This window comes from Rudaea sp., from assembly GCF_047601565.1.
Lineage (GTDB): Bacteria > Pseudomonadota > Gammaproteobacteria > Xanthomonadales > Rhodanobacteraceae > Rudaea.
Map to the genome: position 1 here is coordinate 1,394,404 of NZ_JASGIY010000001.1, position 11,772 is coordinate 1,406,175.

Annotated in this window: 11 protein-coding genes; 7 read left to right on the top strand and 4 right to left on the bottom strand. The window is 65.0% G+C overall.

What is annotated here, in order from left to right; genetic code table 11:
* Nucleotides 1–71: 71 nt before the first annotated feature.
* The 7 genes from QM741_RS05995 (at nt 72) to QM741_RS06025 (ending at nt 8,657) form a co-directional block, all read left to right on the top strand.
* Nucleotides 72–1,292, top strand: coding sequence for an MFS transporter (locus QM741_RS05995; protein WP_415206814.1), 1,221 nt, complete (start codon nt 72–74; stop codon nt 1,290–1,292).
* 153 nt (nt 1,293–1,445) lie between these two features.
* Complete coding sequence (locus QM741_RS06000; RefSeq protein ID WP_415206815.1) at nt 1,446–2,276, top strand: DUF2167 domain-containing protein; 831 nt, start codon at nt 1,446–1,448, stop codon at nt 2,274–2,276.
* A gap of 82 nt (nt 2,277–2,358) precedes the next feature.
* Nucleotides 2,359–5,943 carry an indolepyruvate ferredoxin oxidoreductase family protein gene (locus QM741_RS06005; protein WP_415206816.1) on the top strand — a complete coding sequence of 1,195 codons (3,585 nt, stop codon included), beginning with the start codon at nt 2,359–2,361 and terminating at the stop codon, nt 5,941–5,943.
* The gene (locus QM741_RS06010; RefSeq protein WP_415206817.1) at nt 5,940–6,803 is read left to right on the top strand and encodes an IS5 family transposase; all 864 of its coding nucleotides are present in this window, start codon (nt 5,940–5,942) and stop codon (nt 6,801–6,803) included. Before QM741_RS06005 ends, QM741_RS06010 begins: the two co-directional genes overlap by 4 nt.
* 348 nt (nt 6,804–7,151) lie before the next feature.
* Nucleotides 7,152–7,772 (top strand): hypothetical protein, encoded by a 621-nt coding sequence (locus QM741_RS06015; protein ID WP_415206818.1) that lies wholly within the window; start codon nt 7,152–7,154, stop codon nt 7,770–7,772.
* 72 nt (nt 7,773–7,844) lie between these two features.
* The gene (locus QM741_RS06020) at nt 7,845–7,967 is read left to right on the top strand and encodes a hypothetical protein (RefSeq protein ID WP_415206819.1); all 123 of its coding nucleotides are present in this window, start codon (nt 7,845–7,847) and stop codon (nt 7,965–7,967) included.
* A 132-nt stretch (nt 7,968–8,099) separates the two neighbouring features.
* Nucleotides 8,100–8,657: a Uma2 family endonuclease gene (locus QM741_RS06025; protein WP_415206820.1), complete on the top strand. Its 558-nt coding sequence runs from the start codon at nt 8,100–8,102 to the stop codon at nt 8,655–8,657.
* Here QM741_RS06025 and QM741_RS06030 read toward each other — a convergent pair.
* From QM741_RS06030 to QM741_RS06045, 4 genes are all read right to left on the bottom strand, one after another.
* Entirely contained in the window at nt 8,568–9,185 is a 618-nt protein-coding gene (locus QM741_RS06030) for a hypothetical protein (protein ID WP_415206821.1), read from the bottom strand. The genes QM741_RS06025 and QM741_RS06030 overlap by 90 nt on opposite strands.
* A 120-nt stretch (nt 9,186–9,305) precedes the next feature.
* Complete coding sequence (locus QM741_RS06035) at nt 9,306–9,815, bottom strand: hypothetical protein (RefSeq protein WP_415206822.1); 510 nt, start codon at nt 9,813–9,815, stop codon at nt 9,306–9,308.
* A gap of 54 nt (nt 9,816–9,869) precedes the next feature.
* Entirely contained in the window at nt 9,870–10,253 is a 384-nt protein-coding gene (locus tag QM741_RS06040; protein WP_415206823.1) for a hypothetical protein, read from the bottom strand.
* Nucleotides 10,254–10,516: 263 nt separating this feature from the next.
* Nucleotides 10,517–11,740, bottom strand: a complete 1,224-nt coding sequence (locus tag QM741_RS06045) for a urate hydroxylase PuuD (RefSeq protein WP_415206824.1) — start codon at nt 11,738–11,740, stop codon at nt 10,517–10,519.
* Nucleotides 11,741–11,772 lie beyond the last annotated feature (32 nt).

Below are 11,772 nucleotides of genomic sequence, written 5' to 3' on the forward strand. Positions count from 1 at the left end.
CCTGCGGCAGCGGGCGAATTCGTGCGATTCTATCCTGCATGTCTCAAATTCGCAGTCCCAGGCAAAAAACCGTGAGTGCAAATTCCGCCGTCATCTCCGAAGACGCCCCACCCGCAACGCCGGCCGCTTCCGGCACCGCGCTCGGCGTGCTCGCCACGGTCAGCGCCTCGCATTTCCTCAACGACCTGATCCAGTCACTGCTGCCGTCGATCTATCCGATCCTGAAAAGCAACTACGCGCTGGACTTCGGCCAGATCGGCCTGCTCACGTTCACCTACCAGATCACCGCTTCGCTGTTGCAACCGCTGGTCGGCGCATACACCGATCGCAAGCCGCTGCCGTATTCGCTGCCGGCCGGCATGGGCTTCACGCTGTGCGGCCTGCTGCTGCTTTCGCAGGCCGGCTCGTTTCCGATGCTGCTGCTCGCCGCCGCGCTGGTCGGCACGGGTTCGTCGATCTTCCACCCCGAATCCTCGCGCATCGCGCGCATTGCTTCGGGCGGGCGCCACGGCTTCGCGCAGTCGTTCTTCCAGGTCGGCGGCAACGCGGGCTCGGCACTGGGACCGCTGCTCGCCGCATTCGTGATCCTGCCGCACGGGCAGGGCGCGCTGGCCTGGGTAGGGCTTCTCGCTGTCGCGGGCATCGTGCTGCTGACGCGCGTCGGCCTGTGGTACGCGCCGCGCGCGAAGCCGAAGGCGGCGAAGATCGCCGCGTCGGCGAGCACGTTGCCGAAACGCCGGGTGGTCGTCGCCGTCTGCGTGCTGCTTGCGCTGATCTTTTCGAAGTATTTCTACCTGATCAGCCTGTCGAACTACTACACGTTCTACCTGATCGAAAAGTTCGGAGTGAGTACACAAAGCGCACAAATCCACTTGTTCTACTTCCTGGGCGCGGTCGCGCTCGGCACGCTCGTCGGCGGCCCGATCGGCGACAAGGTCGGGCGCAAGTGGGTGATCTGGGTGTCGATCCTCGGCGTGCTGCCGTTCTCGCTGCTGCTGCCGCACGTGGACCTGTTCTGGACCAGCATCCTCACCGTCGTGATCGGCCTGATTCTGTCGAGCGCGTTCTCGGCGATCCTCGTCTACGCGACGGAACTGTTGCCCGGCAACGTCGGCATGGTCGCCGGCATGTTCTTCGGCTTCGCCTTCGGCATGGGCGGCATCGCCGCGGCGGTACTCGGCAAGCTGGCCGACCGCGACGGCATCGAATACGTGTACCAGCTCTGCGCGTGGCTGCCCGCGATCGGCCTGTTGACCGCGTTCCTGCCGGACCTGCACCGACAGCGGCACTGAGCGGACCGCACGGCATTGCGCCGCGCATTCGTCTACACTTGACCGCATCGGGTGGGTCGTTCGTCGCGTGCGTTTGTCGGGGAAGTTCGTTCGATGCTGCAGGGGTTGATGGTTCTTTATCTGGTTTGCTTCGTTTCCGGCTGCGTGTTCTGCATGCCGGGCAAACGCCGGAACGATCCGGATGGCGGCATTCGCTGGCCGCGGTTCGCGCGGATCGTCGTCGCGAACGTGCTGGCGTGGAGCGTGCACGCCGCCGCACAGATGCCGCCCCCCGCCACCGTTGCGGCTCCCGGGTCATCGGCCGAGGCCGACTCTCCGCCGCGCCGCGCCACGCCCGCGGAACTGCGCCGGCTCGCGGAAAAGCTGGGTTTCCAGCGCGGCCGCTTCGTGCGCGAGGCGATCGGCATGAGCCTGGACGTTCCGCGCGGCCAGCACCTGCTCACCGGCAGCGACGCGCGTCTTGCGGACACCGCGTTGCGCGGCGAAAGCGATCCCTACCTGATCGGCTGGATCGTGCCAGCGGACAAGACCGTGACCGACGCGAACCTGCGCATCGTGCGCCTGCGCTGGCGCCACGACGGCCTCGTCGCGGGCGATGCGGCAGCGCTGGATCCAACGGCGCTCCTCGACCTCGTGCACACGAAGACGAACATGCCGCGGCTGGCAAGCAGCGGCGGCACGCTGCTGGGCTACGATGTCGCGCCGGTACGCGAGGCCTCCACGTTGGTCTGGAGCGAAGAGCGCCAACCCGATGGTTCGAGCACCCGCGTCCACGACTGCCACGCCCTGCGCCTCGCGCGTCGAGGCGTACTCGAGATCAGCATCACCGGCGTCGATGCGAAGACGGCGAAGACCTGCACCGACGAGCTGCGCACGATCGCCGCGACGGTGCGCTTCGAGCCCGATTCGGACTATCCGGCGCAGATCCGCGGCGAGCGTCTGGCGCCCTATTCGCTCGCCGGGCTGATCACGCAGACGCAGTAACCGCGCGGGGCGGCGCCCGCCCGGCCGCGCTTGCGGGCGGTGCTAAACTTGCGCGTTCAAGACTCGCTGCGAGCAAGGCCACATGTCCGTCCCAGCCACTCAGCTCGACCTCGGCTATACGCTCGAGGACAAGTACACGCGCACCCAGGGCCGCATCTATCTCTCCGGCGTGCAGGCGCTGGTGCGCCTGCCGCTGATGCAGCAGATGCGCGACCGCGCCGCCGGCCTCCACACCGCCGGTTTCATTTCCGGTTATCGCGGCTCGCCGCTCGGCGGTTTCGATCTGGAATTGTGGAAGGCATCGAGGCACCTCAAGGCATCCGACATCGAATTCCAGCCCGGCCTCAACGAAGACCTCGGCGCGACGATGGTCTGGGGCACGCAGCAGGCCAACCTGTTCCCCGGCGCGAAGGTCGACGGCGTGTTCGCGATGTGGTACGGCAAGGGTCCGGGCGTCGACCGCTCGGGCGATGTGTTCAAGCACGGCAACGCCGCGGGCACGTCGAAGCACGGCGGCGTGCTTGCGCTCGCGGCGGACGACCATGCCTGCCGCTCGTCGACCTTGCCGCACGGTTCGGAACTCGAATTCGTCAGCGCGATGATGCCGATCCTCAACCCGGCCGGCGTGCAGGACATCCTCGACTTGGGGCTCGTGGGCTGGGCGATGTCGCGCTTCACCGGACGCTGGGTCGGCTTCAAGACGATCGCCGAGACGGTCGAATCGTCGGCCAGCGTCAACGTCGATCCGCACCAGCTCGACATCGTCGTGCCGACCGACTTCGTGATGCCGGCCGACGGGCTCAACATCCGCTGGCCCGATCCGCCGCTCAACCAGGAAATGCGTCTGCACCAGTACGCCGTGCAGGCATCCCAGGCGTTCGCGCGCGCGAACCGCATCGACCGCATCGTCGTCGACTCGCCCAAGGCGCGCCTCGGCATCGTCACCACGGGCAAGAGCTATCTCGACGTGCTGCAGGCGCTCGAATACCTCGGCATCGACGAGAAGATGGCGGCCGACGTCGGCATCCGCGTCTACAAGGTCGGCATGACCTGGCCGCTCGAACCGGTCGGCATCCGCGAATTCGCGAACGGCCTCGAGGACATCATCGTCGCCGAGGAAAAACGCTCCTTCCTCGAATCGCAGATCAAGGAATACATGTACAACTGGCCGGCGCGGCCTTCGGTCGTCGGCAAGTACGACGAGGACGGCAACTGGATCCTGCCGTCCACCTCGGAACTGACGCCCGCGATGATCGCGCTCGTGATCGCCAAGCGCCTGTCGCGTTTTTTCTCGAACGACACGATCAAGGCGCGCGTCGCCTGGATCGAGGCGAAGGAGAAGGAACTCACGCTGCCGCGCGCGAACTTCCCGCGCGCCGCGCACTATTGTTCGGGCTGTCCGCACAACACCTCGACCGCGGTGCCGGAAGGCTCGCGCGGCCTCGCCGGCATCGGCTGCCACTACATGGTCACCTGGATGGACCGGCGCACCGACACGTTCACGCAGATGGGCGGCGAAGGCGCGACCTGGTGCGGCCAGGCGCCGTTCACCGAGACGCAGCACGTGTTCCAGAACCTCGGCGACGGCACCTATTTCCATTCCGGCTCGCTTGCGGTGCGCCAGGCGATCGCGGCCAAGGTCAACATCACCTACAAGATTTTGTACAACGACGCGGTCGCGATGACCGGCGGCCAGCCGGTGGACGGCAAGCTCAGCGTGCCCGACATCGCCAACCAGATGCGCGCCGAGGGCGTGCACACGATCGTCGTGATGAGCGACGAGATCGAGAAGTGGTCGAAGCGCGAGCTGTTCCCGAAGGACGTGGAATTCGTCGACCGCGCCGAACTCGACGACGTGCAGAAGCGCCTGCGCGAGGTGCCCGGCGTGTCGGTGCTGATCTACGACCAGACCTGCGCGACCGAGAAGCGCCGCCGGCGCAAGCGCGGCAAGCTCGAGGACCCGAAGAAGCGCGTGTTCATCAACTCGCTGGTCTGCGAAGGCTGCGGCGATTGCGGCGAGAAGTCGTTCTGCGTCTCGGTGCTGCCGAAGGAAACCGAGTACGGCCGCAAGCGCGAGATCGACCAGTCGAACTGCAATAAAGATTTTTCCTGCGTGAAGGGCTTTTGCCCGAGCTTCGTCACGATACGCGGTGGCGGCTTGCGCAAGCGCAAGCCGGGCGCCGGCCAGGCGGATTTTTCCACTTTGCCGCAGCCGGCGTTCGCGAGCGACCTGGCGCAGCCGTGGAACATCCTCGTCACCGGCATCGGCGGCACCGGCGTGGTCACGATCGGCGCGCTGATCGGCATGGCCGCGCACCTCGAATCGAAAGGCGCGACCGTGCTCGACCAGACCGGCCTCGCGCAGAAGGGCGGCGCGGTGACCTGCCACCTGCGCATCGCGAAGACGCCGGCCGACATCCACGCCGTGCGCATCGCCGCGGGCGAAGCGGACCTCGTGCTCGGGTGCGACATGGTCGTCGTCAACGACTACTGGGCGCTGTCGAAGATCCGCGCCAAGCGCTCGCACGTCGTGCTCAACACCTACGAGGCGATGCCGGGCACGTTCACGACCAAGCCCGACCTGCAGTTCCCCGCGCTGCAGATCGTCAACGCGGTCGGCACCGCGCTCGACGGCGATCGCCCCGAACTCGTCGACGCAACCGATCTCGCCACCCGGCTGCTCGGCGACTCGATCGCGAGCAACCTGTTCATGCTCGGCTACGCCTGGCAAAAAGGCTGGGTGCCGATCACCGAAGCCGCGCTGATGCGCGCGATCGAACTCAACGGCGCCGCGATCGAAATGAACAAAAGCGCCTTCCACTGGGGCCGCCTCGCCGCGGTCGACATGAATCAAGTCCGGCAAGCCGCAGTGACGTCTGCTTCGCTTCTCCCCCCGGGAGAAGCTGGCGCGGCAGCGCCTGATGAGGGAAAAGCCTCACCGCTAGCCGATGCAGTAATCAGCCCCAACCTCGACCAACAAATCACCCGCCGCACCGCCTTCCTCACCGACTACCAGAACGCCGCCTACGCCACAAAGTATAAAAATCTCATCGACAAAGTGCGCAACACCGAACAGACAAAAGTTCCGGGACAAACCGCGCTGACCGAGGCCGTCGCCCGCTACGCGTTCAAACTGATGGCCTACAAGGACGAATACGAAGTCGCGCGCCTGTACACCAGCGGCGAGTTCGAGAAACAGATCAAGGCGACGTTCGAAGGCGACTACAGGATCCATTTCAATCTCGCCCCACCGACGTTCGCGAAAAAGGATGCCGACGGCCATCTGATCAAGCGCGAGTTCGGACCGTGGATGTTCCGCGCGTTCAAGCTGCTGGCAAAATTCAAGGGCCTGCGCGGCGGCGCGCTCGACATCTTCGGCAAGACCGCCGAGCGCAAGACGGAGCGCCGGCTCATCGTCGATTACTTCGCGACAGTCGACGAACTGCTGTCGAAGCTCGATCTCGACAATTTGAAACTCGCCGTCGAAATCGCCTCGATCCCCGAACAGATCCGCGGCTACGGCCACATCAAGGAGGCGGACTTCGTCAAGGCGGCGTTGCGGCGCGAACAGCTTCTCGCCGCGTGGCGCGGGAATAAGAACTTATCCGCAAATAATGTATACTGTCGTTTCGAATCGCCCATCGGCGATATCGGAGCGAATGCATGACGCGAAAACGAGTGGATTCATGGGTCGTCACCGATGACTTCTGGGCTCGGGTCGAACCCTTGATCCCGGTGCGTGCACGGCCTGCGGACAAGAGGTATTTGCGTAAACCCGGAGGTGGCAGGCCAGCCAAACCGGCACGATTGATCTTCGAGGCCATTGTGTATGTCTTGCGTACCGGCTGCCAATGGAAGGCCTTGCCCAAGGAACGCTTCGGCAGCGCCAGTGCGATCCATCGGCGGTTCCTGGAATGGGAAGCGGCGGGGGTATTCGAATCGCTGTGGCGATCCGGCTTGGCCGAGTACGATGATCTCGAAGGGATTGCCTGGCGATGGCAGAGCGTCGATGGGGCCATGTTCAAAGCCCCTTTGGCACAAGAGTGCGTCGGGAAAAACCCGACGGATCGCGGAAAAAAAGGCAGCAAGAGGCATCTGCTGGTGGGCGGCCGTGGCGTCCCGTTGTCGATCGTCGTGACCGGAGCGAACGTGCATGACGTGAAGGAAATCGACACGGTGCTGGCGGCCCGAATGCTCAAGCGCACGCTGCCGCACCATCGACGCAGCGCGCATCTGTGCGCCGACGCCGGCTACCGTGGACAAACGGCGTTGGATACGATGGAGCGGCACGGTTACATTGCGCACGTGGTTGATCGCGCGAAAGAAACGGAAGCGAAGCGACGTGATCCGAGGAAGAAAGCGCGTCGCTGGGTGGTGGAGGTATGCCACAGTTGGTTCAATCGTTTCCGAAAACTGCTCGTGCGCTACGAAAAGCTGCACCGTAGTTTCCTGGCGCTCAATCATTTGGCTGCGGCTACCATCGCGTTTCGCAAGTGCAGACTTTCAATTAATATTATTTACGGATAAGTTCTTATTCAAGTCCACCAGGCTCTTCGCAACCCAACTCGGGGCCGACAGCGGGTACGCTTGCCGATTGTTCCGGCGCAGACACGTATATCGCTCTGAATTGGGTCGACATAGGCGACGCTTGGCCGACGCCGACCAGTGGGCAATTGGCGACGATCGCATTCACCACCGCTGCTGCGTTCAACGCCAACACCCAGGTTTGCTGGGTCGACGATACGAGCGGCGACACTCTTCCCACGCGCAACATTTCCGGCAGCGCGATGCTGGCACCCCAGGCCTCGGGCCCTGCGGCGCAGACAATCACTTTCGGTGCGAATCCCCGGGCCAATCACCTACGGCTCTGGCGTGATGTTCGCCGTTTCCGCTACTGCGTCGTCGGGCCTCGCTGTTACGTTCGGGTCGCAGACGCCGTCGGTCTGCACGGTGTCTGGCAGCTCGGTGTCCATCGTTTCGGCTGGCAGTTGCATCGTTGCCGCGAACCAGGCGGGTAATGCCAACTACTCGGCAGCGCCGCAGGTAACGCAAACCATCGTCGTGAACCAAGCTGGACAAACGATCGTTTTCGGCTCGGTGCCGGCAAGCATCGCCGTGGGAGGCACAGCCAGCGTGACGGCTTCGGGCGGGGCTTCCGGCAACCCTGTCGTCCTTGGCTCGGCGACGCCTTCCATCTGTTCGGTCAGCGGCGGCACGGTCACCGGAGTGGCCGCAGGAACTTGCATTGTCACCGCCAATCAATCGGGAAATGCGAACTACGCGAATGCCTCGCAGGCAACCCGGTCGATTCAAGTAACCTCGACGCAGGATCAAGGGTCAGCCACGGTTGCAGCCCCGCCCTTGTCGGAGTTCGGGTTATTCTTCATGGCGATTTGTCTCATGGGAGCCGGATTGCTCACCGGCCGTTCAAGAAGCGGATTTCAATTCAAAGGCAACGGATCGAAGCGAACGCAAAAATGCCTCGATGCGACATGAAGTATTGTGATCTGGGCGGCGGTCGGTGGCGATCGCCAACGGCTACAGCGTGGACACACGCAGAGCTACACGATGACTGCGACGCCCCTGGCTCCGCAGGATCCGGACACATGGTGCGGCCAGCTGGTCTTGAAAAGCAGCGGCGCGAAATCGGCGAATCCGGACAATGCCGGCAACGATGCTTGCTGGCAGTAGCGGCGAGCGTTACGCCGCATGTCGCCCACGGCGGTCAATATCGTCTGTCCGGTTCTTCGGCCTTGTCGCCTGTCATGGGCCGATGGACGGCGTCAATTTTGCCCGGAAGCCGCGCTGCGTTAGCATGTCCGCATGTCCGTTCCCGCGTCAAAAACCGCCACTTACGAAGATTTGCTTGCGCTGCCGATGGATCGCGTAGGCGAGATCGTGCATGGCGCGCTCTACAGCCATCCGCGGCCGGCATCGAAACACGCGATTTCCAGTTCGGTGCTGGGCAGTGAATTGTTGCCGCCGTTCCAACGCGGACGCGGCGGTCCGGGTGGCTGGTGGATCATCGACGAGCCCGAACTGCATCTGGATGGCAACGTGCTGGTGCCCGATTTGGCCGGCTGGCGGCGCGAGCGCATGCCGGAGTTTCCCGACGTGGCCTGGTTCGAACTGGCGCCGGATTGGATTTGCGAAATTCTCTCGCCGAGCACGGCGCGGCTCGATCGCGTGCAAAAAATGCCGATCTACGCCGAGACCGGCGTCGAATTCCTCTGGTTCGTCGATCCCGACCTGCGTACGCTCGAAGCGTATCGCCGCGAAGGCGCGACCTGGCTATTGCTCGGCGGCTTCGCCGATCAGGAAGCCGTGCGCGTCGCGCCGTTCGATGCCATCGCACTCGAACTCGGATCGCTGTGGGCATAGCGGCATGGACCCGTTCGGTTGAATCGTCCGCGGCGTGACGCATGGCGGTCGGTCCGATGCTTGCGCCCGTGCGCCTTCGCGCGCGAGTGCGGCTTGGATCTCATCGAGCCGATGCCCGCGCGTCTCGATGCCCAGGCGCAGCAGCAGCGCGCCCGACAGCGCGAGCGGCACCGCGATCAGTACGGCCGAAAGCATGAATGCTCGAAGAAGCCGGCGACGCCGAGGCCGGCGCTGACGATGCCGCCGAACTTGGAGCTCGCTGCGATCAAGCCCGCTCCCGTGCCGCGGTAGTGCACGGGATAGATTTCCGCGGCATACGTAATCAGCATCGCGATCACGCCGCTCGTGCTGATCAGCAGCGCGACGGTCGCCGTCGTCCACCGCTGCGGGCGAATGCCATTGGAACGCGGCCAGCGCGCAGAACGCGAGCAGCGAGAAGGCGGAGAGGGCGATGAACAGCACCAGCGTCCCGATCGCGCTCCAGCGATGATAGAGCCAGACGACGGCGCCGATGCCGGGCAGCGCCAACCGCCGACCAGGCGAGCAGCGCGCTGGTCGCATTCGCGTCGATGGCGAGCTTGACCAGATTGACCGGCAGCCAGAGCACGAAACCGAAATTCGCCAGTCCCCAGCCGAAGCCGCAGACGATCAGGCCCCAGTTGATGCCGGCGAGGCGTCCGCGCAACAGGGCGCGCAGACCGCCCGCGTCGATCTCCGGCGCACCGGGCGCGCTGTCGGCGTTGCGTTCGATCGCAGCGCGCACTTCGCTGCCCGTGTGCGCACCGGAAAACTTGAGCAGCACCGCGCGTGCCTCGTTCTCCAGGCCCTGGCTGGCGAGGAAGCGCGGCGATTCGGGAATCCGGCGGTTGAGCAGCAGGATGATCGCGCCGGTCGGCAGGTTGAGCAGCCACAGCGAGCGCCAGCTGAAAACGGGTTCCAGCAGTGCCGCCGCGACGGCAGCAGCGAGATAACCCGCCGAGGTGCCGCGCCGCCGAGCGCGACGAGCAGCCAGCCGCGATGCGCGGCCGGAATCGCCTCGGCCATCAGCGCGAACGCGATCGGCAGCAGGCCGCCGGCCGAGGCGCCCATGAGGAAGCACATCGCGAGGTTCCACTCGAACGAGGGCATCGCGCCACAGATCGCCGTGGCCATGAACATCAGCGCCGACAGCAGGATCGCGGCGCGGCGGCCGAACAGGTCGCCGAGGCGGCCTCAGAGGATCGGGCCGACGGTCGTGCCGAGCAGCGCCCAGAAGGCGAGCTTCGCCGCGGTCTGCTTGCTGATGTCGTATTCGACCGTCATGCCCGGGATGACGAAGCCGAGCGTGGCCGGCTTCATCACGTCGATCGCGAGCGCGATGATTAGCACGATCACCAGCGTCCAGTGCGCGCGGTTGAGCGGCTCGCGGTCGGCGAGGTGAAAGGTGAGATGCGCATGCGGGTTCTGCAGCGTGGCGCGCATCTGCGCCAGACGCGGCATCAGGCCGTAGATGGAGAGGGCGAGTCCGAGCGGAATCAGCACCATGCCGACGAGCATCGTCGTGTCCATCGGCATGCCGGCGAGGCGGTAGTGCATGCGCGCGCCTATCGCCAGCATCGGCCCGGCGAGAGCACGCCCGCGGCGACGAGCAGGCAACCGATCCAGAACGCGATCGGGTGGTGGAACGAGATGCCGCTCGAGTTCGTCGTCGAGGTCATGTACTTGCACTGTCCGTTTATGTCCGGGCTGCCTGACTGACAGCCGATACGACCCGGTATTTAACCGCTTTTTCCTTTGCGTTACCGGGGGCTTGCTGGACGAACCTTCGGCCGTCGCGATCCGTCAACACCGCGGCCTGGCGGCTTGCCGCGTTTTCGCGGCTACCTTGGCGCACCGTCGCGCAGCCACGCCAGTACCGTTTCGCGTTCCGCATCGGTCATTTGGGTGATGTTGCCGATCGGCATCATGCGCGTGGCGAGTTGGGTCCGCATCGCGGCGGCATGCGCGAGCAGGTGCTCGGGCGTGTCGAGCAGCACGCCCTTGGGCGGCGCGGCAAAGCCGGCGAAGCTCGGGGTCGGCGCGTGGCAGGTCACGCAACGCTGGTTGACGATGGCCTGCACGGCGGCGAAGCGCTGCGCGGCGGTGGTGGAATCGTGCGCGGTGTTTTGCGTGGACGTACCGCTGCGCGGTGCCAGCGCGGCGATCACGCCGGCCAGCACGACGACCCCAAGCGCGAGCGGCACGCGCGAGGTCCTGCCGCCGCGCTCGTGCGCCTTGTGGCGCATGACGAACCATGTGCGGATCGCCGCGCCGGCGAGGCTCATCGCGATCAGCACGAGCCAATTCCACTTTGCGCCATAGGTCAGCGCGTAGTGGTTCGAGATCATCACGAACAGCACGGGCAGCGTGAAATACGTGTTGTGCACCGAGCGTTGCTTGCCGCGCAGGCCGTGGACGGGATCGAGCGGTCGGCCTTGCGCCTTCGCACGCACCATTTCGCGCTGGCCGGGGATGATGACGAAGAACACGTTGGCGACCATGATCGTGCCGATCACGGCGCCGTAAAGGATGTACGCGCCACGGCCGCCGTAGAGGTGGCACAACGCCCACGCGACGACGGCCAGCATCGTGGCGACGAGCAGCCCGAGCGCACGCTCGCTGCGCCGGAAGAAGACCCGGCACAGTGCGTCGTAGATCAGCCAGCCGCCGGCGAGGAATGCGAGCGCGATGCCGATCGCGACCGGCTTCGACAGCAGCATCACGGACGGATCGATCAGATAGATTTCCGCCTGGCCGAAATACAAGAGGCAAAGCAGGAAAAAACCCGACAACCAAGTCGTATAGGCTTCCCAGTAGAACCAGTGCAGCGGCTCGGGCAACTCGGCCGGCGCGATTTTATACTTTTGCGCATTGTAGAAACCGCCGCCGTGCACGGCCCAGACCTCTCCGCCGACGCCTGCGTCGATCAGTTCCTTGCGCTTGGGCGGCAACAGCGAATCGTCGAGCCAGACGAAATAGAACGACGCGCCGATCCAGGCGATGCCGGTGATCAGATGCAGCCAGCGGCCGAGCAGGCTGGCCCATTCGTAGAGATAGTCGATCATGCTTTAGCCCCTCTCCCACCGGGAGAGGGGTT

Bases quoted from the DNA above. Each gene is read 5' to 3' on its own strand.
- QM741_RS06000 (WP_415206815.1), top strand. From the start codon at position 1,446: ATGCCGGGCAAACGCCGGAACGATCCGGATGGCGGCATTCGCTGGCCG.
- QM741_RS06005 (WP_415206816.1), top strand. From the start codon at position 2,359: ATGTCCGTCCCAGCCACTCAGCTCGACCTCGGCTATACGCTCGAGGAC.
- QM741_RS06010 (WP_415206817.1), top strand. From the start codon at position 5,940: ATGACGCGAAAACGAGTGGATTCATGGGTCGTCACCGATGACTTCTGG.
- QM741_RS06015 (WP_415206818.1), top strand. From the start codon at position 7,152: ATGTTCGCCGTTTCCGCTACTGCGTCGTCGGGCCTCGCTGTTACGTTC.
- QM741_RS06020 (WP_415206819.1), top strand. From the start codon at position 7,845: ATGACTGCGACGCCCCTGGCTCCGCAGGATCCGGACACATGGTGCGGC.
- QM741_RS06025 (WP_415206820.1), top strand. From the start codon at position 8,100: ATGTCCGTTCCCGCGTCAAAAACCGCCACTTACGAAGATTTGCTTGCG.
- QM741_RS06035 (WP_415206822.1), bottom strand. From the start codon at position 9,815: ATGTTCATGGCCACGGCGATCTGTGGCGCGATGCCCTCGTTCGAGTGG.
- QM741_RS06040 (WP_415206823.1), bottom strand. From the start codon at position 10,253: ATGCTGGCGATAGGCGCGCGCATGCACTACCGCCTCGCCGGCATGCCG.
- QM741_RS06045 (WP_415206824.1), bottom strand. From the start codon at position 11,740: ATGATCGACTATCTCTACGAATGGGCCAGCCTGCTCGGCCGCTGGCTG.